Annotated in this window: 18 protein-coding genes and 1 pseudogene; 4 read left to right on the top strand and 15 right to left on the bottom strand. The window is 58.4% G+C overall.

The window, feature by feature from the left end:
• Positions 1 to 16: 16 nt before the first annotated feature.
• On the bottom strand, positions 17 to 424 hold the full coding sequence (locus ACWKWM_RS17425) for a serine kinase/phosphatase (RefSeq protein ID WP_483847323.1): 408 nt from the start codon (positions 422 to 424) through the stop codon (positions 17 to 19).
• Positions 425 to 576: 152 nt separating this feature from the next.
• Here ACWKWM_RS17425 and can point away from each other — a divergent pair, with 152 nt between their 5' ends.
• Positions 577 to 1,218 carry a carbonate dehydratase gene (gene can / locus ACWKWM_RS17420; RefSeq protein WP_483837553.1) on the top strand — a complete coding sequence of 214 codons (642 nt, stop codon included), beginning with the start codon at positions 577 to 579 and terminating at the stop codon, positions 1,216 to 1,218.
• Between the two features lie 102 nt (positions 1,219 to 1,320).
• On the opposite strand, the gene ACWKWM_RS17415 is transcribed toward can, so the two are convergent.
• The 7 genes and pseudogenes from ACWKWM_RS17415 to ACWKWM_RS17385 form a co-directional block, all read right to left on the bottom strand.
• Complete coding sequence (locus ACWKWM_RS17415) at positions 1,321 to 2,025, bottom strand: methyl-accepting chemotaxis protein (RefSeq protein WP_483847341.1); 705 nt, start codon at positions 2,023 to 2,025, stop codon at positions 1,321 to 1,323.
• 390 nt (positions 2,026 to 2,415) lie between these two features.
• Positions 2,416 to 2,994 (bottom strand): annotated as a pseudogene (locus ACWKWM_RS17410) (MCP four helix bundle domain-containing protein); the annotation flags it as partial.
• A gap of 87 nt (positions 2,995 to 3,081) precedes the next feature.
• Entirely contained in the window at positions 3,082 to 3,381 is a 300-nt protein-coding gene (locus ACWKWM_RS17405; protein WP_483847322.1) for a hypothetical protein, read from the bottom strand.
• Between the two features lie 106 nt (positions 3,382 to 3,487).
• The gene (locus tag ACWKWM_RS17400; protein ID WP_483847321.1) at positions 3,488 to 4,153 is read right to left on the bottom strand and encodes an HD domain-containing protein; all 666 of its coding nucleotides are present in this window, start codon (positions 4,151 to 4,153) and stop codon (positions 3,488 to 3,490) included.
• Positions 4,154 to 4,274: 121 nt separating this feature from the next.
• The gene (locus ACWKWM_RS17395) at positions 4,275 to 5,189 is read right to left on the bottom strand and encodes a metal ABC transporter substrate-binding protein (RefSeq protein ID WP_483847320.1); all 915 of its coding nucleotides are present in this window, start codon (positions 5,187 to 5,189) and stop codon (positions 4,275 to 4,277) included.
• A 26-nt stretch (positions 5,190 to 5,215) separates the two neighbouring features.
• Positions 5,216 to 6,037, bottom strand: a complete 822-nt coding sequence (locus ACWKWM_RS17390; protein WP_483847340.1) for a metal ABC transporter permease — start codon at positions 6,035 to 6,037, stop codon at positions 5,216 to 5,218.
• Between the two features lie 44 nt (positions 6,038 to 6,081).
• Positions 6,082 to 6,834 (bottom strand): metal ABC transporter ATP-binding protein, encoded by a 753-nt coding sequence (locus tag ACWKWM_RS17385; protein ID WP_483847319.1) that lies wholly within the window; start codon positions 6,832 to 6,834, stop codon positions 6,082 to 6,084.
• 328 nt (positions 6,835 to 7,162) lie between these two features.
• Here ACWKWM_RS17385 and ACWKWM_RS17380 point away from each other — a divergent pair, with 328 nt between their 5' ends.
• Positions 7,163 to 7,771 carry a flavin reductase family protein gene (locus ACWKWM_RS17380; protein WP_483847318.1) on the top strand — a complete coding sequence of 203 codons (609 nt, stop codon included), beginning with the start codon at positions 7,163 to 7,165 and terminating at the stop codon, positions 7,769 to 7,771.
• A 75-nt stretch (positions 7,772 to 7,846) separates the two neighbouring features.
• Here the strand turns inward: ACWKWM_RS17380 and ACWKWM_RS17375 are convergent, their stop codons facing one another.
• The 7 genes from ACWKWM_RS17375 to ACWKWM_RS17345 all read right to left on the bottom strand — a co-directional run bounded on the left by ACWKWM_RS17375 (position 7,847) and on the right by ACWKWM_RS17345 (position 17,360).
• Positions 7,847 to 9,427 (bottom strand): aldehyde dehydrogenase (NADP(+)), encoded by a 1,581-nt coding sequence (locus ACWKWM_RS17375; protein WP_483847317.1) that lies wholly within the window; start codon positions 9,425 to 9,427, stop codon positions 7,847 to 7,849.
• A gap of 13 nt (positions 9,428 to 9,440) precedes the next feature.
• Positions 9,441 to 11,099: a thiamine pyrophosphate-binding protein gene (locus tag ACWKWM_RS17370; RefSeq protein ID WP_483847316.1), complete on the bottom strand. Its 1,659-nt coding sequence runs from the start codon at positions 11,097 to 11,099 to the stop codon at positions 9,441 to 9,443.
• 441 nt (positions 11,100 to 11,540) lie between these two features.
• Positions 11,541 to 12,245 carry a hypothetical protein gene (locus ACWKWM_RS17365; protein WP_483847315.1) on the bottom strand — a complete coding sequence of 235 codons (705 nt, stop codon included), beginning with the start codon at positions 12,243 to 12,245 and terminating at the stop codon, positions 11,541 to 11,543.
• Between the two features lie 134 nt (positions 12,246 to 12,379).
• Entirely contained in the window at positions 12,380 to 13,411 is a 1,032-nt protein-coding gene (locus tag ACWKWM_RS17360; RefSeq protein ID WP_483847314.1) for a fimbrial protein, read from the bottom strand.
• Between the two features lie 11 nt (positions 13,412 to 13,422).
• The gene (locus tag ACWKWM_RS17355) at positions 13,423 to 15,975 is read right to left on the bottom strand and encodes a fimbria/pilus outer membrane usher protein (RefSeq protein ID WP_483847313.1); all 2,553 of its coding nucleotides are present in this window, start codon (positions 15,973 to 15,975) and stop codon (positions 13,423 to 13,425) included.
• Positions 15,976 to 16,078: 103 nt separating this feature from the next.
• Positions 16,079 to 16,765, bottom strand: coding sequence for a fimbrial biogenesis chaperone (locus tag ACWKWM_RS17350; RefSeq protein WP_483847312.1), 687 nt, complete (start codon positions 16,763 to 16,765; stop codon positions 16,079 to 16,081).
• A gap of 70 nt (positions 16,766 to 16,835) precedes the next feature.
• Positions 16,836 to 17,360, bottom strand: coding sequence for a fimbrial protein (locus ACWKWM_RS17345; RefSeq protein WP_483847311.1), 525 nt, complete (start codon positions 17,358 to 17,360; stop codon positions 16,836 to 16,838).
• A 296-nt stretch (positions 17,361 to 17,656) separates the two neighbouring features.
• Between ACWKWM_RS17345 and ACWKWM_RS17340 the strand changes: the two genes are divergently transcribed.
• Together ACWKWM_RS17340 and pvrR are read left to right on the top strand one after the other, a co-directional pair.
• Positions 17,657 to 20,473, top strand: a complete 2,817-nt coding sequence (locus ACWKWM_RS17340; RefSeq protein WP_483847310.1) for a response regulator — start codon at positions 17,657 to 17,659, stop codon at positions 20,471 to 20,473.
• Positions 20,470 to 21,666, top strand: coding sequence for a response regulator cyclic di-GMP phosphodiesterase PvrR (gene pvrR / locus ACWKWM_RS17335; RefSeq protein WP_483847309.1), 1,197 nt, complete (start codon positions 20,470 to 20,472; stop codon positions 21,664 to 21,666). Before ACWKWM_RS17340 ends, pvrR begins: the two co-directional genes overlap by 4 nt.
• Positions 21,667 to 21,704: the final 38 nt, after the last annotated feature.

The raw sequence follows: 21,704 nt of genomic DNA, 5'->3' as shown, positions 1-21,704 counted from the left end.
ACTACAGCGAGGCAGGCTACGGCTTGCCATCAAGCGGGTCGAAAATGGCCAGCTCTTCTTCATCCAGACCACCGCCCGCGCCGATTTCGTCTTCATCGACAATACTCAGATCAAAGTCAGCGGGGCCGCCTCCGCCTTCTTCAGTGGCAGAACCGCCGCCGTCTTCATCGATCAGCGTTTCCGGGCTCATGTCATCATCGGTCGGTTCATGGTCGGCAGTCGAAGCGCCCGTCAGGCCAGCTTCACGCACGCGCTCATCGGGCATGAGGGTTTCCAGTTCGTCGGCCGGGATGATGTCACCGATTCGACCACTGGGTTCGTTATTGTCATTGAAGTTCAGCTCTTCCATCGAGCCCATACGGTCTTCGTTATCATCGATGGGTTCGGGTTGGGTTGCACCAAACGGGCGGCGTTCATCATTCATGGCGAATTCCTCATTATGTGGGGCCTTAATAAGGTGGACCGGCGACATTCTTTAAGATTCCTTTTTGTTAGCCAACCCATAGTGGCAAAAAGGGCGTGACCCGCAACGTCGAGCGCCAGTCATAGCTGAGCATCAATTTCGAGGCATTAAGCATGAACGAGCTACAAGACCTGATCGACAACAACGAACGCTGGGCCGCGGCCATCAAAGAGGAAGATCCTGAGTTCTTCGCCAAGCTGGCACGCCAACAGACCCCGGAATACCTGTGGATCGGTTGTTCGGATGCTCGCGTTCCCGCCAATGAAATCGTTGGCATGCTGCCCGGCGACCTGTTCGTTCACCGTAACGTCGCCAACGTCGTGCTGCACACCGATTTGAACTGTCTGTCAGTGATCCAGTACGCGGTCGACGTGCTCAAGGTCAAACACATCCTCGTCACCGGCCACTACGGTTGCGGCGGCGTCAGGGCTTCGATGCAGAATCGTCAGTTGGGCCTGATCGATGGTTGGCTGCGCTCGATTCGTGATCTGTATTACGAGAACCGCGAATTGCTCGCCAAGCTACCAACCGAAGAAGAGCAGGTTGATCGCCTGTGCGAGCTGAACGTGATTCAGCAAGTGGCGAACGTCGGCCACACCAGCATCGTGCAAAACGCGTGGCATCGCGGCCAGAAGTTGTCGGTGCATGGCTGTATCTACGGCATCAAGGACGGGCGGTGGAAAAGTCTGAACGCGACCATCAGCGGCTTCGATCAATTGCCGCCTCAGTACCGGTTGCGGCCGCTGGGCGAGTAATCGGCCCGTTGAATCTGTACGAGCCAACTTGTTGGCGAGAAGGGCGATAGGTTATGCCCTTGATGCCGTCTCGCGAACAAGTTCGCTCCTACAGAGCGGTGGTTACAACACGAAGCGCTGAACCATAGTGTTCAAGTCCGTCGCAAGCATCGACAGTGCATTGCTCGCCACGGTCGTTTGCTGCGCGCCCGAAGCCGATTGTGTCGACAAATCCCGGATGCTGCTCAGGTTGCGATCAACTTCGTTGGCCACCTGAGCTTGTTGCTCGGCGGCACTTGCGATCAACACATTGCGATCGCTGATGGTTGAGGTCGAACTGATGATCACGGTCAACGCCTGACTCGTCGCAGCGGCCTGTTCCAGTGTCAGGCTGGCTTGGGCTGCAGTCACGCGTAGCGCTTCGGCGGTCTCTTGAGTACTTTTTTGCACCCCGTTGATCAGGCCTTCGATTTCGGCGGTCGAGGCGCTTGTGCGCTGAGCCAGTGATCGCACTTCATCGGCCACGACCGCAAAGCCTCGTCCTGCTTCACCGGCTCGCGCTGCTTCGATGGCAGCGTTAAGCGCCAGCAAATTGGTTTGGTTGGCAATCGCGCGAATCACGTCGAGGATCTTGCTGATGCTCAGCGTGCGCTCTGCCAGACCTTCAGCCTGATGGGAGGAGTCCAGCACGTTCTCGGTCAGCTCTTTAATCGATTCGATGGTGCCCGACAGTCGGTCCCGACCTTGGGCCGCGGCTTCGCTGGAGGCCTGAGATTCGGTCGAAGTGTTGCTGGCGTTGTCGGCCACTTCAACGGCTGCCTGGCTCATCTGATTGACGGCCACGGCGGCCTGCTCGATTTCATCGTTCTGCAGTTGCAGGTTCTGCGCGCTGGCTTCTGCAATCGCACCCATTTCCTGAACCGATTGCGTCAACTGAGTCGCGGCGGCGTAGATCTGTTCGATTGTGCCGTGAAGATTGCCGCGCATCCGGCCTAGCATCATCAGCAATTGCGCCGTTTCGTCTTTACCTTCGGGAATCGACTGAGGACTGAGATCGCCATCGGCAATCGTGCTGGCGATCTGCAGCGCATGACGCACCGGACCAATGATGCTCACGCTCAGTCGCCAAGCCAGCAGCAACGTCAGCACCAAGGCCACGACAATCGCGCTGAGGGCGATGATGCGGGTTTGTTGAAAACGGCTACCGGCTGAGTCGACTGCCGCTGACGCACTTTGTTTGTTCAGCTCACGCAACAGCTGCACCTGCATGTCCATCAGATCGCCCTGCATGCTCAGCGTGGTATTGAGCAGCATGCGCGCATCGTCGAGTTTGCGCTGTTCGATCAGCCCGATCTCGTCGTGCAGCCCCGGCATGAATGCTTTATAGGCGTCCTGCAGGGCGGTGATCGAGTCACGCTCAGTAAGGTCGGTAGCGTGCGCCAGATAATCGCTGAAGCCTTTCTCGACTTCGTTTTTGAGTTGTTCGACATTGATCTTGCTGGTAACTACCGCCCCGGGATCGTCAGCGTTAGCAATGAGGCGGGCGCTCTCGCCGCGCAACTTGATCAAGTCGATTGCGATAGCGTCGGCCATCGCAACACTGGGTAAGGTGCCGCTTTCCACCGCTTCGCCCTGATCACGGATGCTTTGCATCTGCTGGAGACAGAACACCCCCAGCGCTACCATCAGCAACGCCGTGATGCTGAAGCACAGCACCAGTCGCTGGGTGATTTTCAGGCGCCGCAACAAGGTGGGCCTGGTAGGGCGAGCGAGTAATCGAGGCAATAACGTTTTCACTGCGAACCAATCCCATCGTCGAATACACCGGAGACATTGGTTATAAAGTGCTTGCGTGATGTCTTTGTGACATCGGTTAGAAATATTTCACTTTTGTGGAGATTTTTCCTGGTGGTCGTCGGGACGCCCAACCTTGGAGGTTCGATAGCCGTGATTGACCAGTGTTTTTAAAATGCCCAAATGCCCTTGCACCGCCCACACCGCTGAAGACATCACTTGATCGGACCATTTGCCGTCGTCTGCGCCGTTGAATTGACCGGATATCAATAGCAGCACCGACTCGGCCCGCAGGATCTCGGCCTGAATCGCGTCCACCAGATAGCCCGGTTCAACATCAGGGGCAACCACTAATACGTCTTCGGCAACGCTTGTGTCTCGAGTGCTCATTGCACAATCTCCATGACGATGGTTGATCGCGCTCAAGACCTGAGCGCGTCGTCCAAGGGTAGGAAACTGGCGAGAGATGGGGGGTGGAAACTGTTTACAAGGCTTATCAGCGCGGGTTCTGACCTGCGCCGACTTCTTCCATCATTTCATCCACAAAGCGCACCGCCCGTGCGTGCCGCATCTGGGCCATCTCCGCCCCGGCTGAAGTCTGAAAACCCTCGGACAGCCCGAATATCTTGGTCTTGAAATGATCCACGGCGAAGCGTTTGTCATCCAAAGGGCGGTTTGCGGCGTGGGGATCTGAGACGTCATACAGGCGGCTGCCCATGCGTCCGGCGATGTAAAACAATCGCGCGACGCCGATCATGCCGAGGGCATCGAGCCGGTCGGCGTCTTGCAGGATTTTTGCTTCAAGGGTTGTCGGCGTGATCGCTGCCGAATAGCTGTGCGCTTCCACCGCATGGGCGACAGCGGCGATTCGCTCTTCGTCCCAACCCATTTCCGAGAGCAATTCGGTGGCTTTCGCCGCTGCCAGGCGAGAGGCGCTGGACCTGAATTTGGAGTCTTTTTCCACCGACACGCAATCGTGCAGCAACGTCGCGGCCAGCAGCACTTCGTGATCGCCGCCTTCCTTGTCACGAATGGCGCAGACGTTGCTCCAGACCCGATGCAGATGCGCCTCGTCGTGGGAGCCGTCGACTTTCTCGGCCACTGTGTGCGGAAGCAACCGCTCGGCCAGGCTTTGAAACGGCGCAAACGAAAGTTGATTCATTGAAGCGTCCCGGTGGTATCGATGGGCGAATTGGGCAGCATACAGGCATACATCGGCTGCTTGGCGCTCTGCGCTTACCACTGGGACAAAGGGACGGCGAAATCCCTCGGGCTGTGGGAAATCACTGCCGCTTCATTGCCGCTGTCAGCTTGTCGACGTTGTAACGGAACATCTGCACGTAGGACGCTGCCGGTCCATCTGCGGGCGATAGCGACTCGACGTACAGCTCGCCCCCCGGATGCGCGCCGCTGGCCTTGGCGATTTGCTGCACCAGGCGCGGATCACCGGAATTCTCGAAGAAGTAAGCGCTGACATGCTCCTGTTTGATCTGATTGATCAACTTGCCCACGTCAGCCGCCGATGCCTCGGTTTCAGTAGAAAAGCCCAACGGCGAGAGAAACGTCACGCCATAGGCATCGCCGAAATATCCGAAAGCGTCGTGGGATGTCAGCACCTTGCGCTGAGCTTCCGGGATTGACTGAATCTGCGTACGCGCATACGCGTCCATGTCCTGCAGTTGCCTGATGTAGCGATCACCGTTGGCTTTGTAATCTGCCGCATTGGCTGGGTCAGCTTTCTGCAGCGCAGCGATGATATTTCTTACGTACACCACGCCGTTGACGGCACTGTTCCAGGCATGGGGATCGGTGATTTGCTCGCCGTCTTCTTCCATGCTGCGAGTCATGATCCCGTTGGACAGCACCACCGGATCACCTTTGTAGCCGGATGCTGTGATCAGCCGATCCAGCCAGCCTTCCAGATGCAGACCGCTGATAAACACCACGTCGGCCTTCTTCAGGGACTGCGCGTCATTGGGTGTTGGCTCGTAGACGTGCGGATCGCCGTTGGGCCCGATCAGCGAGGTGACATGGACATGATCGCCACCAACGTTTTGCACCATGTCGGCGATGACCGTGAACGATGCAACGGTTTCCAGGGTTTTTGCCTGGGCGCCATTAGCCAGACCCGAAATCGTCAGGCACGACAGTGCCAGACCCGACAGCACGGAGGCTGTCAGAAGCGTAAGACGTTTCATGTGATTTCCTTTGTGTGAGAGAACAATCAGCCGGACAGGTGAACCCTCGGAAGCAGCCGTCGGAGAAATCCGCTGCGTCCGAAAAACAGTGAGAACAGATAAAACGCGCTGGCCGTCAGCACGATGGAAGGGCCGGAAGCGACACTGGCGTGGTAGGAAACAACGAGCCCGATGAAGCCCGACAAGGTGGCGACCGCTGTGGAAATCACGATCATGCCAGTCAGAGAATTCGACCAGAAACGTGCGACCGTGGCCGGCAGCATCATCATGCCGACAGCCATCAAAGTGCCCAGGGCCTGGAATCCTGCGACCAGATTCAGCACCACCAACAGCAAGAACAGCACGTGATAAAGCGAGCCGCGTCCGCCCACAGCTCTTAGAAAACCGGGGTCGAAGCATTCCAGAATCAAAGGCCGGTAAATCAGCGCGAGCAGGATCAAAGTGAAGGAAGCGATGCCGCCCACCGTGAAGATGGCTTGGTTATCGATGGCCAAAATGGTCCCGAACAGCACATGCAGCAGGTCCACGTTGGAGCCGTGCAACGACACGATCAACACGCCTGCGGCCAACGAAGTGAGGTAAAAGCTGGCGAAGCTGGCGTCCTCGCGCAACGTGGTAAATCGGCTGACCAACCCCGAAAGCAAGGCCACTGCGAGCCCGGCGATCAGCCCGCCGAAGCCCATCGCCGGCAGTGATAAGCCGGCGAATAAAAAGCCGACTGCTGCGCCGGGCAACACCGCATGACTCATCGCATCCCCCACCAGACTCATGCGGCGCAGCATCAACAGCACGCCCACCGGGCCGGAGCCGATGCCCAGCGCCAGGCACGCCACCAGTGCGCGTCGCATGAATCCGAATTCGACAAACGGCTGAATCAGCGCCTGATAAATCGTCACAGGTCGGCCCCCTCATTGAGGGCGCACGGCTGTGCGTCGGCGCTCCAGTGTTCGGCCATGTTCTTGGCGCGGCGCAGATTGTCGCTGTGCAAGATCTCTGCGGTGCTGCCCCAGGCGATGGTTTCCCTTGCCAGCAAAAGCGTGTCCGGAAAGTGTTGGCGCACTTGTTCGATGTCGTGCAACACCGCGATCACCGTACGTCCTTGGCCGTGCCAGCCGCTGATCAGCTTGAGCAGATCTCGGGTTGTGCGGGCGTCGATGGCGGTGAATGGCTCGTCCAGTAAAATCACTGAAGCGTCCTGCAACAACAGGCGTGCAAACAGCACCCGCTGGAATTGCCCGGACGACAGCGAGCCGATGCTGCGCTGCGCGAAACCCTCGAGTCCTACCGCGAGCAAAGCTTCTTTCGCTTGTTCAACCTCTTTGCGTCCCACACCTCGAAACGGCCCGAGACGATGCCAGGCGCCCATCAAAACAGTATCGGCGACGCTGAGCGGGAAACTGCGATCGATCTCCGCAGCCTGGGGCAAATAACCAATGTGGCGGGTGGCAAGCGTGCCGCGATCCACGCGGCCCTCAGCAGGTTTCAGCGTGCCGGCGATCGCTTTGATCAGCGTGGACTTGCCAGCACCGTTGGGCCCGACAATGGCCGTCAGGCTGCCAGGGGCAAAACGTCCGCTCACATGGTGCACGGCCGGGCGCCGTTCATAGGTGACGGTAAGGTCATGCAGGTCGATGGCTGCGCTCATGGAATCGCTACCGCCCAGGCAATGCCGATCCAGAGCAGCGCGAGCATGGCTAAGGAGATAAGCACGCGTTTGCCTGCTGACTGAGCGAGGGCGGAGGCTGCGATGGAGGATGTTGAGCGCGTAGAAGATTTCACGAACGAAACGCCTGAAATGTTTTGTTATAGTATTACATCACTATTTTCAGGGATGAGGGAAGGGCTATTTTCTGCAGGTTCAGAGACGTGACAGGTTGAAGGTAGTTCGCGTCGCGCATTCTCCCTGCGGCGTAAACCCTGTAATTTCCCGATCAAGTTTCTCTATTTCATGTTTTTCTTTTCAGGGTCTCCTAATGTCCGCATCACACCGTCGTCCCGTTCCGCTGGCCAAGGCCTACCGTCTTCTTAACCACGGTCCTACCGTTTTGGTCAGCGCTGCCCACGACGGCAAGCGCAATATCATGGCTGCTGCGTGGGCGATGCCGCTTGATTTCGAACCGCCGAAAGTCACTGTGGTATTGGACAAGTCAGTGTGGACGCGGCAACTGCTGGAAGGCTCCGGCACTTTCGTCATCAATGTGCCGACAGTCAGTCAGGTCGATATCGTTGAAACGGTAGGCTCAACCTCGGGCCTGGAGATTTCCAGCGAAAAGGACTTCGACAAATTCAGCGCTTACGCACTCCAGACCTTTCAGGGCGAGCTGACCGAGGCGCCGCTGCTGGAAGGTTGCGCGGCGTGGCTTGAATGTCGACTGCTGCCTGAGCCTCATAACCAGGGGCAATACGATCTGTTCATCGGCGAAGTGGTAACGGCTTATGCCGACGAGCGCGTGTTCTCTGAGGGGTACTGGCATTTTCAGGGCCATGACGAGCTGCGCACCGTGCATCACATAGCCGGTGGGCATTTCCTGGTGATTGGCGATGAGGTGCAAGGGCAGGTGCTGCCACGCTCTGCGCCTTGAACGTCAGATATTTCTGACAAGGGGAGGGGACTTGCCGGGGTGTCGAGCTGCCTGCGACACCCGCCAATGAGGCAGTTACCCCTTGGTCAACTGGCCGTCGACCAGACGCCATGTTTCCAGCGGGTTGCTCTGTTGCAGCGAAGGGGGCAGCAGTGAATCCGGCACGCTCTGATAGCAAACCGGACGCAGGAACCGGTTGATCGCCGTTGCACCGACAGACGTGCTGCGGCTATCGGACGTGGCCGGGAATGGCCCGCCGTGCACCATCGCGTAACTGACCTCGACACCCGTCGGGAAGTCATTGAACAGAATGCGTCCCGCCTTGCGTTCCAGCGTCGGCATCAGCGCTTGAGCGGTGACTTGATCGCCTTCGTCAAAATGCAGCGTCACGGTCAATTGCCCGGCAAATTTCGTCGCCACGTTACGCAGGTCGTCGACATCCTTGCAGACGATCAGCAACGCGCTCGGGCCGAAGTTTTCTTCTTCCAGGCCGGGGTTGGCGAGGAAGGTGGCTGAGTCGGTTCGAAAAAACGCCGGACGCGCCTGATACGAGCCTTCAGCTTCTTTACCCTCGGCGACCAGTTGAACACCCGACGCGCTGTGCAGGTTATTCAGACCGTTGCAGTAAGCGCCGTGAATGTTGGGCGTCAGCATGGTGGTGGGCGACTTGTCAGACAGCGCCGTTGCAGCTGCGGATACGAAGCTCTCCAATGCATCGCTTTCAAGGGCCAACAGAATGCCGGGGTTCGTGCAGAACTGCCCGGCACCCATGACCAATGATTCAACAAAGCCTTTGGCGATGCTGTCGGCGCGTGCCGACAACGCCGCTGGCAGCAGAAACACCGGGTTGATGCTGCTCATTTCGGCGTACACCGGAATCGGCACCGGCCTCGCTTGGGCGGCAGCGACCAGCGCCAGACCACCGCGACGGGAGCCGGTAAAACCGACCGCCGAAATCAGCGGATGGCTGACCAGCGCCTGCCCCACGGAAATGTCTTTATCGATCAGCATCGAGAACACGCCCGCGGGCATATTGGTGTCGTAGGCGGCTTTTTGAATCACGCGGCCCACCAGTTCGCTGGTGCCCAGATGCGCCGGATGCGCCTTGACGATCACCGGGCAACCGGCGGCCAGTGCCGACGCGGTATCGCCGCCCGCCACTGAAAACGCTAGGGGAAAGTTGCTGGCGCCAAACACGGCAACCGGCCCCAGACCGATACGACGCAGACGAAGGTCGGCGCGTGGCAACGGGGCTCGGTCTGGCAGTGCGGAGTCGATAACTGCACCGTGCCAGCGACCGTCGCGCACTAGGCTGGCAAACAGCTTCAACTGATTGACGGTGCGCATGCGTTCGCCTTCCAGGCGCGGTCTGGGCAGGCCGCTTTCCTGATGAACGCGATCTATGAGGGTATCGCCCAGATCAAGCAGGCCTTGGGCGATGTTGTCTAGAAACTGCGCCCGACGCTCGTCGGGCAACTGGCGGTAAGGGTCAAAAGCCGCCTCCGCCAACTCGCAAGCCGTGTTCACATCCGCCTGGCTGCTGGCGCCAAAAGCGGGCGCAAGCTTCTCGCCAGTTTCAGCTGCCAGGGCGAATACTTCACCCGCGTCGCCCCGGACAGAGCGTTGACCAATGATCGTTTCACCAAGAATCTGCATCGTTGAACACCTCTTAATCTAGACGAGCCTGGGGAGTTATCTGCCGAGGATCTACCCGCAATTCGATCAGCGCCGGCACACCAGCGCTCTGTGCTCGCTGGAAGGCCGCCGGGAAATCTTCGCTGCGTTCGACACGCTCTGCATGGGCCCCGAAGGATTTGGCCAAAGCGATGAAATCGGGATTGACCAGCTCGGTGGCCGATATGCGTCCCGGATATTCACGCTCCTGATGCATGCGAATCGTCGCAAGCATGCCGTTATTCACCACGATGACCACCAACGGCGCGTTGAACTGCATCGCCGTGGCCAGCTCCTGAGGGTACATCATGAAGCAGCCATCGCCAGCAAAGCAGATCACCGTACGCGCAGGATCTTTCAGTTTGGCGGCAATCGCGGCCGGGAAGCCGTAGCCCATGGCGCCGTTGGTGGGGGCAAGCTCGGTGGCCGGCTGACGATAGCGATAAAAACGGTGCACCCATACGGTGTAATTCCCCGCGCCATTAGTGATCACGGCGTCATCGGGCAATATCTCGTTCAGGTGAGCGACCACAGACCCCATGTCTACGCCTGCCAGTTGCGGATGCGGCAGTGGCGGGGTGGAGTGCTCGATGTAGTCGGCGCGGGCTGACTCGGTCCAGGAGTTCCAGGCATCGCTGGCGACCGGTTCCATCTGCGCAGCTGCTTTGGCGAAGGTGCTCATGGCCGCGTTGATCGGCAGCGTTGCCTGGTAGACGCGATTCAGCTCCTCAGGATCAGGATGCACGTGAATCATCAGTTGCCTGGGCGTCGGGCTTTCGATCAGCGTGTAGCCGGCCGAAACGGTTTCGCTCAGGCGCGAGCCGATGACCAATAGCAGATCGGCATTTTTCACGCGCTCAATCAGCTTGGGCGAGGTGCCCAGACCGATTTGGCCGACATAATGCGGGTCGCGGTTATCGAACAGGTCCTGACGGCGGAACGATGCGGCGACCGGCAGACTGTTCGCGTGTACGAAGCGCTTCAGGGCCTGAGTGCCATCCATGTCCCAGCCCGTGCCGCCGACGATCATCAACGGTTGTTTAGCGACGGCCAGCATCTCGCGCAGTTTTTCAAGGGCCGCTGGATCAGGCGCCGCGCGCGCAATACGCACGGGCGCGGCATCGGCGACCACGGCTGAACCGAAGAGGATTTCTTCCGGCAGCGCAATCACCACCGGCCCCGGCCGACCCGACATGGCGATGCTGAACGCTTTGCTGACGATCTCCGGAATGCGCTCGATGCTGTCGATCTCAGTGGCCCATTTCGCCAAACCCCCGAACATCTGTACGTAGTCCACTTCCTGAAACGCTTCGCGCCCTTTGAAGCCGCTTTCGATCTGGCCGATGAACAGAATCATCGGCGTCGAATCCTGCCTGGCGGTGTGAACGCCGTTGCTGGCGTGTGTTGCGCCGGGGCCGCGGGTCACGAAACAGATGCCGGGGCGGCCGGTCAACTTGCCGTAGGCGTCGGCCATGTTCGAGGCCGCGCCTTCATGGCGAGTGACGATGGTGCGAATGCCGGGCGCGTCATGCAGCGCGTCGAGCACCGGCAGATAACTTTCGCCGGGCACGCAGTAGAGGGTGTCGACGGCGTTTCGAATCAGCGCTTGAACGAGAATCTGGCCGCCATTACGCGGTTGGGTGGAATCAGACATGGATTTCAAGTTCCTTTTTGCGGGCTTCTGGCAGAAACAGCGCGACACCAACACGTCCGTGCACGTGTGCAGTGGGTATAGAGCAAAACGCTAAGCGCTGCTCCTGCCAGCGCGTTGCTGTCATTGGAATCTGGACCGACGTTAGCAGAGCCGAGCATCTTGGGGGCAAGTATGCGAGGGGATGACGCGGGGACTGATCGCGTGGGGGTGGTTAGCAGTATGCGAGTCAGGCGTCTGCCTTCCCGATACGAGCTGGGGGCACGGGCCTATTCGCGGACGGGGCCGCTCCCACGGGGCTTGCAACAGATTGGCTATCTGCGGCGGTCGCGTAACCCATGTGGGAGCGGACCTGTTCGCGAATGCGGTGTTTGAGCAGTCGTAGAGGTTGGAATGGGCCGACGCCCTTGATGCGCGCGTGGCCCTGATTCTCGTGTCAGACGTTTACTGCTGAACCACGCTGTACCCTTCAAACGCGGTCTGCTGCTGAATGGCAGTGACGATGTTCTTGCGCGTCGCTGGCTGTTCGTTGCCGTCCTTGTCCACGAACACTTCGCTTTGCAGCTCGGCTTCGTCGCCTTCGCCCACGAAGGTGAAGCCCAGGAACTCGTACGTTTCGCGGTCAACGTAGGGCTTGGAGCGCGGGTTGCGCAGGGGCAGGGTGACGCTGATGTCGTCCTTGCGGATGACGAACACTTCGATGTCTTTCTTGGCCCGAGCGACCTTACCTTTGCCAGGGTTGGGATTGCTTACGGCCTGGTGGGTCTGGTTCAACACGCGCAGCGCCAGGTTGTAAACCAACTCCTGAAACGACGGATCGTCCTTGTAGCAGGACAGAATCCGGCTGATAGGGAACCTGGTGCTGAGGTCTTCAAGTGCGGCCATGTCCGACGCTTCTGCGTCCTTGAGCTGCTTGAGTTCGCCCATCAGGTCGTAGGCTTTGTCGTCATCGAATTGATCATGGGCCTGACGAATGGCAACCCGAAGCTCACGAATCTGGTCGCTTTCCTTGGCGGTCTGGAAGGCGTCGAGCACCATTTCACTGACGATCTTGGCCTGCGGCACGTGCTGTGAAAGATTGATGGCGTTCTCGTATTCCTGCTTGGAGGATAAGGACGTCACGGCGGCATCGGTATTGGAATCAGACATTGGACATTCACTACTTCATTAACTGAGGTTGAGGCGCGAAAGCCGTTGGGCGTTTCGGGGGGCCTAATCTATTGGACCCGAGCGCCGTTGTCACGGGCAACTGCGGCTGGCATCGAACCTGGCAAGCGTGGTGATTACTGATAGCTGATCGTCAGCGTGGCGCTGGCGTTAGCCTGTCCGGCACTGATCGATCCCGCCGTGCGGTAATAACGCGCCTTGAAGGGGATGATGTAAGCGCCTTCACTGGGGGTTGTCCCTGTCTGGATCGGTGTATTCAGTACCAATGGCGCATCGTTGTAGAGCATCTGCAACTTGACCCCACTGGCCACACTGGCCGAATCGGAGCTGTCGAGGTTCAATATCCCGCGTGCGCTGTCCGAAGCACCGGCCCCGCCCGCATTCAACGTGATGCTGACCTTGGTGTTTGCATCGCAGCTAAGCGGCACTTCGAAACCCTTTGTGCCGGCGGTGCTGCCTTCGGCCGCGAAGTCAGTGGTGTTTACAGTGCCCATGGGCACGACGATGCTTTTGTTGGTCACTGCGCATGCAGCGACCGAAACGTTGACGGCGCTGATGTAAACGGGGGCTTCCGGCACGGCCCACGCGTTGTCCGAGCGCAAAATGAAGGCTGCCAATGCCTGGCTGTTGATGCTGCCACCCGGAACGCTGTCGGCAATTTTGTAGATCTTGAACGTCATGGTGGCCGAGATCGGAGTCGTGAAGCGGCTGGCGCCTGAGTCACACAGCATCTTATTGAAAGCGGCGGAGCCTATCAGCGGTGCGACGCCATCATCATAAGCCGTGAAGCCTGGGCAAACGCCCACGCCGGTGCCTTGAATGGCGTAGCCGAGGCCGGTGGACTGCGCGCCCAGCCGATAAATGATCGCGCCCTGCGTATTAGTCAATCCGGACGCGGTGCCTCGATTCTTGATGCCCAGCTGTTGAGGACCAATGGTGCCACTGCAGGTAAACCCTTCAAACGCACTAGAGGTGCCTTCGGCCACCAGACTGCCGATCGGTGCATCACGGGCAACCACCAGCTTCGGGATTTGTATCGTGGTCGAGCTTGAGCCCGAGCACGTGGCCATCGACGGCGCCGACCACAACGTGACAGCGGCCAGCACTATCCATGGCACACAATGTAATACGCTTGATGGGAGCTTCATCTTTGACTTCCTCATTGGCAGGCGGCGCTTGCAGTCAATACCGTGGAATAGGGTTGTTGTGTTGAATCGGCAGCAGCGCGCGGCAATGTAAAGTCAGCTTCACAGCGCTGCTCAACGCCACTACCCCACTTGAGTGCGAGCCGACCCTTGTCGGGCACGCCGCTCAGATAAACCTCCCCGTCACTGCCGACGATGCCGGTGTTGGGCGAGGTCTGATCGCCGCTTTGCAGGATCTGTGCAGCGGCGCCAAACGGCACGGGCTTGCCGCGATGGGACACCGTCATCATCACGCGGCTGCCCACCCGGGTATCAAAGTTGGCCAGTACCACCGCGCCTTGGGTCGGGATAACGGTTTGCGTGGTGCCCGCAATATCAACGCCGTCCCCCATCGACTGAGTGTCCAGCGAGATGCGGTTTTTGCGATAGGCGCTGACGTAGGGCACCACCGCGTAGCCTCGTGAATCGGTGTGGATGCCGGGGTTGCTCTGGACTCTGACGTCGCTGGCGCCTGGCGCTCGGACCAGCGCAACGGTGTCGCCCAAAGGCTGGGAAAGTGTTACGCCATACGGGTGGACCACGACCCCGCCCTGAACGCCGTAAGTCACCTGTTGCATGCCATCGCCGTAGTTGTAACTGGCGGTGGTATCCCCAAAAGATCCTTTGTAATTAGTGCTCAGGTTTCCGCTGCTGGCGGTATGAGTTCCGCGACTTTGCTGTGCGCTGTAGCTGAGGTTGTTATCGGCCAGGGCAGTGCCGTTGATCCCCACCTGCTGCACGGTTTCGCCCTTTTTGCTGGAGCTGACGCTGTAGCTCGCCCAGCTTCGTGGCAGCAATCGATCGAGCGGGATCTGAACGCTGAACGCCAGTTGTTGATCGGTTTGATTGCCGCGCCCCACCGGCAAAGCCGAGTAGGTGTAGCTGAAGTTGTAATTGATCCCGGAGTGACTGAAGTTATATCCGGTGCTGACGTTCCGTTCGTATCCGGTCTTGCCCCAAAAGGTTTGCTGATAGCCCGACACATAAATGCTGCCGTAACTGTCCAGTGCCTGACTGACGTTCAACTGCGTCTTGCTGCGTTTGTTGTACAGGCTGCGCCAGGAAGAATCGGCATCCGCCCCGATTTCGTTGGCTTCCTGGAAGTCATAAAAACCGCTGGTTGCGTAGCGGTAACCTGCCAGCGTGAAGGAGGTGCCAGTCTGTTTGATGTCTTTGGCGTATTGCACCCGGAACGAGCGCCCTTGGTGACGAGTGCCATCTGACAGCTCAGCTCGGGCCTGGGTGACATCGAATGACAAAGACCCGATATCACCGAAGCCGTGTCCGACACCGACGGCCAGCGAGCCATAATTTTCAGCGCCGAGCATGCCGCCATACAGTGTGGTGTCGGCAGGCAGGCCGTAGATCAGCGTGGACTGCACAAACGTCGGAGTGCGGGCGCCCTCGGTCTGGCTACGAAATTTCGCGGCGGTGGCCGAGTATTTGAGCTGACCTTCGCGGACCATGGTCGGCACCGAGGAAAACGGCTGCACCGAACGACGCTCTGTGCCGTTGGCCTCCTTGATGATTACCTCCAGATCACCGCTCGATGAGGTGGGGTACAGGTCGGTGATCGCGAATGCGCCGGGCGCCACGTACGTTTGATAAATGATGTAGCCGTTCTGGCGCACGGTGACTTGGGCGTTGCTCTGGGCGATACCGCGAACCACCGGCGCGAAACCCTTCAGGCTGTCGGGCAGCATGTTGTCGTCCGAAGACAGCTGGACGCCCTGAAATTGCACGCTGTCGAAGACATCGCTGGGGGTAAAACTTTCTCCCAGCGTCAATTGACCCTTGAGCGGCTGGACGTCTCGTTGAGCATAGGTATTGATCGCGCCCCAGTGCTTGTTGCCCCTGCCGTCGTCGCTGTAAGTGGAGTAATTGCGCAAACGCCAGGCGCCGATATTGGTCCCGCTGTGCAGGCTCAAGTACGAGTTTCGGCCTGTGCCCGAGCGATTGTCATAACGCGTGTTTGAACCGCTGTAGGCGTAGTTGAACAGCACGGCAGGCAGCCCTTGATCCCACGAAGCTGGGTCGACAAATTCCCGAGCTTCGGTTTTCAGTGCAGCTTGTGGAATGCTGATGTCCAGACGCTGCTGCCCGAAATCGAAGGTATAGCTGGCCAGAGGAATGTGCAGCCCGATGTCTTCAATGGTGCTGTCTTGTCCCAGCGCCTGCAGCGTGGGAAAGGCTTCAACCTTCACGCCCATCTTCTGTAATTGGTCACGGCTGATCTGTGGCTGGAGTTGTCCCTTGAGGAGGATGAAGCTCACGTCGGAGGTTTCAATTCTGCTGCCGTTCAAATAGATATCCACCCGATAAACACCTGGAACCTGCGAGCCTGCATTGGAAAATTGATCAAGATCGACCATGCCTTGTGTAGCGACGTTTCGTTCCAGCGCGTTTGGGTTGAAGTAGTCTGCGCTGAACGCCATCGGCGAAACACTCACCAGTGCAGCTAGTCCGAGCACTTTTTTCGATGTTTTATGAAGTCTGGAAAACTTGAAACCCAAGATGGCGTTACGCACGGCGATAACTCTCTTCAATAAGTTTTAAGCAGCAGCGAGCCTGCTCAACAACTGACTGCTCAGAAGTTAAAGGCTGTTACAGGGCGTGATTGCTACAGGCGCACTACAGTGTTGAGCGAAGAACCGGCGTCAAACCGCCGTAATCGGTGATCGCCTGCCAACTAACGGAGCCTGTTCCAGCAATATTGGATATTGACCATTGTTGGGTCGAGTTCGGTGCAATCATCTTGGCTTCGTCTATCACTTTGTTGGCATATTTGAGCTCATAGAACGAAACATAGAACGGTGTTGGGTTATGCACTTGAAGTTGATTGCCGACGCGCTTGAACTCCAACGCTTTGTAAGCTTGCTCTGCAAGTTGCGCAGACAACCCCTCAGGGCGGTAAAACAGCTTTATCTGGGTTTTGACGGTGATTTGCAGCAGGTTTTTATCGGATTTCTCATTTGCCGGAATGGAGATCACGTTGATCCAGAACACCGATTCCTGATTGTCCGGGAGTTGCCCACCAGTGCGTACGATCCGCAGGACGTTCTCTTTGCCTGCGTCCAGTCGGAACAATGGCGGCGTCATCAGAAACGGAGCCTTGCTGTGCACGCCGGTTTGCGTGTTTTCTACCCAGGATTGAATGAGGTAGGGCGATTTATCCGGGTTGCGCAGGTTTAGGCTGGACTCGCGTGCCCCACCGTTGTAAATCACGCGGGTAGCGCCGACCACCACGCCCGCTTGAGCTGTTTGCAGCGTCAGCCACACAGTGCTGACTGCGAAGATTAATGCTTTCCAGGTTTTCATATGTATTTCTCGTGCAGAAATCCTTGACCGGAAAAAGCAGCCGCGAGGGGATGCCTCGCGGCCGGATTTTTTAGTTGTAAGCGATGGTGAAACTGGTCGACGCTGCGGCAGTACCCGCGCCCACTGTCGCCGCCGTGGACATGTACTTGGCGATGAAAGTCATGGTCGTGCTGGTTGCATCAGCTGGTATGTCTTTGGCGGCCGAAGCGGTTTGCATTGGAATCAAAGTCGTGCCGTCCGCCTCATAGATCGCAACGGCCAGACCGGTCGCTGTCTGGCCTGAAGTCAGCGCCAACAGGCTGCTGTTGGTGGCGTCAGGGGTGCCGTCGAATTTCACGCTGGTTTTGGTAATCGTGTCTGGGCACGAGGCCAGAGTGATATTGAAACGGGTCGCACCGGCGACTTTACCTGCACTGGTAAAGCCGCTGGCATTGACACTGCCCAGCTCAACACTTTGCGTGGCCGTTTGAGCATTTACCGTACAAGCCGTAGCCAGCACGCTACCGGTAAAGTTGATCGTGCCGTCTGCAGCGTTGGCTGCACCGGCTGCGAACAGGCAAGACAAAACCGCAAGACCGATTACATTCTTTTTCATCATTAATACTCCAGAGAAGGCAGCCTGAGCTGGCCGGGTGAGTTAGTTAAGGTGTGGCGCGAAGCAATACTCGCCGGACTCAGCGTTCTGGAACATCAGACGATTCTTAATTGAGTGGCATCTTGACCAAGGTCTGCCGAGATTCTGTAGGAGCCAATTTGTTGGCGAGGTGTTCTCAAGCGGTGAACCAGATATATCGTCTCGCGAACAAGTTCGCTCCTGCAGATGTTTGCCATGTTTAGACTTTAAGAAAAGTCTTATTCCCCTATGTGTGTAACCAGCCATAAGGTACGCGCATGAAACTACGCCAATTCATCCGCCCGCTCGATCCTTCCTTCTCAACTCCCAAGGCTGCGCGCAAGTTACTGCACTTGTTTGCCATCGCTCTGGTCACGGGTGTTTATGCATTCGCCTTCAGCTACATGAATTCGACGTTGAGCGAGGAAATCTCTCATCGGCGCAGTTACATGAATGCCGCTATTTCGGATGCGCAGAGTTTTTTCGTCAGCCGACAGACACTGCTCAAAACACTCGGGCTGGCGGCGGTGCGCAATGTCACCGAGCCGGTGCCCAGCGCCAGTGCCGTGGCGGGGGAGGAGGTGCATATTCGATTGGGCGCCGGACAGCAAACCTGGAGCCTGTGGTTGACCAAACGGACCATCGCCTATCTGCGGCAGAACAAGGTCAATCTGCTGTACGTAGACGAAGTGGATCGCGATGCCGTGGTGCGCTTGTTTACTGCACGTGCGCCGGTTTCGGTCGTCCCGTCCTACTTGCTCGCGCAACTGCGCCAGTCTCCAGCTGACAGCAATCTTACCGACGATGATCTGTGGCTCACCGACCCGCAGCGCGAGGATTCGCCGCTGTATATTTTCACGCGTCTTGACGACCGCAGCGCTCAGTCCGGCTGGCTTGGCCTTGAGGTGGAATCGCCAGATCTGTTGAGCGCGCTGCGCAATGAAGACGCCGGTCAGTTCATGCTGCTGAACGCCCAAGGGCAACTGATTTTTGACAGCGCCCAAGACCCGGCTGCAAGCCTTAGCCTTGAGCAATTGCCGCCGCCGCAGTCGTTCGGATTCGTCGGTCGCGATTGGTTGCCCGATCACCTGGCGATCCGCAAACAGCTGGGCTATTCGGACTGGCAAATTATCTACGCCATCGACATCCGGTCCCTGCTACCGGTCCTGGTCCTGCCGTTGCTGATCAGCCTACTGCTGTGTGCGGCGATGAGTTGGCTGATGTACTGGCTGGTTCGGCGTATCGATCAACGGCTGATCATCCCGGCCGGCCATCGCATCGAGGCATTGGTCGAAAGCGAAGCTTTCAGCCGCGCGGTGATCCAGGTCGCCCCCGTGGCGCTCTGTGTTCTGCGTCATCAGGATGGCGAAGTGGTGTTGGCCAATCCGCTGTATCGCCAATGGCTGGCGGATAGCGATGTTTGTCAGCAACTGTGCCACGACTGGATACGTCGCGGTTTCGAAAAGGCCGCGCACAACAGCACCGAGGAGCTACAGCTGTCTGACGGCCGCCACCTGTCGCTCAGTTTTGCGCCCACGCGGTACAAGCGTGAGGACGTGCTGATTTGCGCGTTCAGCGACATCAGTGCGCGCAAGCAGGTTGAGCTGGCGCTGGAACAGGCGCGACGTCTGGCCGATGCGGCCAATGAAGCCAAGACGTTGTTCCTGGCAACCATGAGTCATGAGATTCGCACCCCGCTTTATGGCGTGCTCGGCACCTTGGAGCTACTGGCGCGCACCGAGTTGAGCGAGCAGCAAGACGGCTACCTGAAAGCCATCGAAGGGTCCTCCGCCAACCTGCTGCAATTGATTTGCGACGTGCTGGACGTGTCGCGCATTGAAGCGGGGCAGTTGCAACTGGAAAGCAGCCGTTTCGCGCCGCTGGCCCTGATCGAAGAGGTCATTCACGGCTATGCGGCTGCGGCCCACAGTAAGGGGCTGCAACTGTTCGCCTGTATCGATCCGCAATTGCCGAACTGGCTCAAGGGCGACGTCGCGCGGATTCGGCAGATCCTCAATAACCTGCTCAACAACGCCCTGAAGTTCACCGACAACGGTCGCATCATCCTGCGCGTCAAACTCGAAAGCCGGGACGGCGAGCGGGTCATGCTGAACTGGCAGGTATCGGACACCGGCATGGGCATCAGCCACGAGGATCAGCAGCACCTGTTCGAACCTTTCTACCAGGCCGACGGCCACACCCATGTGGTCGCAGGAACGGGTCTGGGCCTGTCCATTTGCAAGCGGCTGATGCACTTGATGAATGGCACCATGCGCGTCGTCAGCGAACCGGGGCTCGGCAGCAGCTTTACAATGCGATTGTCGCTGGAACAGTTGGCGGACTCCCACGAGCAGGCATTGAACGATGTGCTCAAGCCTGAGGCGGTCTTCGTCGTTTCGCCTTTCCGCGAGCTTGCCGAGAGCATTGCCGGCTGGCTGCGTCGCTGGGGCGCTCGTGCACAAGTCGGCGTGCCTGAGGCTGTGCAGGGCCAAACCGATTCGGTGCTGCTCGAACTGCATCCCGGCAAGCTGCACGCGCTTTTGGCCCCTCAGTGGAAGGGGCCACGCGTGATCGCAGTGGGCGATGCGCACGCCAATGAATTGCGAGAGGTCGCGGCGACGGTCAGTTTCAATCATCTACACGGGCTGCGCCGGGCCGTCGCTTTGGCGCAGGGGCAATCTACCCCGTCGCCACTGCAACCGGCGCAAAGCCGGCCCGTCTTCAATCTCGGTATCCATGTGCTGGTGGCCGAGGACAACGTCATCAATCAGTTGATCCTGCGCGATCAGCTTGAGGAGCTGGGCTGCACCGTCGAGCTGGCACAGGACGGCGAGGCGGCGCTGGATCTGTGGCGAAACTCCGCATTCGACCTGGTGCTGACGGACATCAACATGCCGCACATGAACGGTTACGAGCTGACCGCGCAGTTACGTCATCTGGATTGTAAGTTGCCGATCATCGGCGCCACCGCGAACGCGATGCGCGAGGAAGGTGAGCGTTGCCTGGAAGCCGGTATGAACCAATGTCTGATCAAACCCTTCGCCCTGAGCGAACTTTACGCCTGTCTGGCACCCTATCAGAGGGCAGACCATTGAGGCCTTACAGGGTGTTGATCGTTGAAGATCATCCCTTTCAGCACGAGTATTTGCTGCACCTGTTCAGTGATCTTGACGGCTTCAATGTGGAGACTGTGTGGGATGGCGCGACGGCCTTGCAGCGCCTGCATGCCGGTGCCTATGATCTGGTGGTCAGTGACTTGTTCATGCCGGGCATGGACGGCGTGCAGTTGATCCAGAATATCGCCAGGCTCCCCGATCCCCCCGCGCTGGCGCTGATGAGCGTGGCGTCCCGAAGGATGTTGATCAGTGCCGGGTTGGTGGCCAAAAACCTCGGCCTGAAGGTGTTGGCGCTGATTTCCAAACCTGTGGACCCGAAAGCGGCGCGTCACCTGCGCGACAGCCTGGACGGCCTTTGCCAAACAGACAGTAGGCCGTCCAGTTGCCCGCTGCAACTTGATCGGCAGCAGCTGATGCACGCTCTGCGCAGCGGACAAATGCAACCCTGGTTTCAGCCAAAAAAATCTTTGGATGATGGCCGGGTCTGCAGCGCAGAAGCACTGGTGCGTTGGCGGCATCCTGACTTGGGCCTGATCATGCCGGGTGATTTTTTGCCGGCCATGCAGCAACTTGAACTGGAAGAAAATCTGCTGTGGTCGATGCTTGATCAGACGCTGGACGTTCAACTGCAATGGCGGCGTCGAGGCTTTGAAGTGCCGGTTTCGGTCAACTTGCCCACCCATCTGCTCGGCAGCCATGATCTGGCCGACAGATTAAGTGCTCGGGTCGTGGCCACTGGTGCCGAGCCGGGTTCGATCTGTTTCGAGCTGCTGGAGACCTCAACCACCCGGGCGCTGAGTGACTATTACGCGGGAGCCTGTCGTTTGCGCATGATGGGTTTCGGGCTCGCTCAGGATGACTTCGGCAAAGGCTTTAGTTCGTATTTCAATCTGGTCTCGACGCCGTTTAGCGAGTTGAAGATCGACCGCTCTTTGGTCCATGGTTGCACCGACAGCGAAAGCCTCGCCGCCGCTGTGCAGAGCATTGTCGAACTGAGCCACAAACTGGGTTTGACGGTCACCGCTGAAGGGGTCGAAACGTCCGCTGAACTGGCGTTTCTGCGCAAGATCCGCTGCGATCAGGTTCAGGGATTTTTGATCTGTGCCGCCGTACCACCTGAGGAGTTTCTCGAATTGCTTCGCGAAGATGGCCTCACGCCAGCACCAAATTGATCTGCTACTGTCTATCCACAGTGCGCCACGAAATGGCA

It is taken from the genome of Pseudomonas rosaeacicularis, assembly GCF_057128745.1.
The sequence above is the reverse complement of the archived record's forward strand: the minus strand, read 5'-3'. Positions and strand labels throughout refer to the sequence as shown.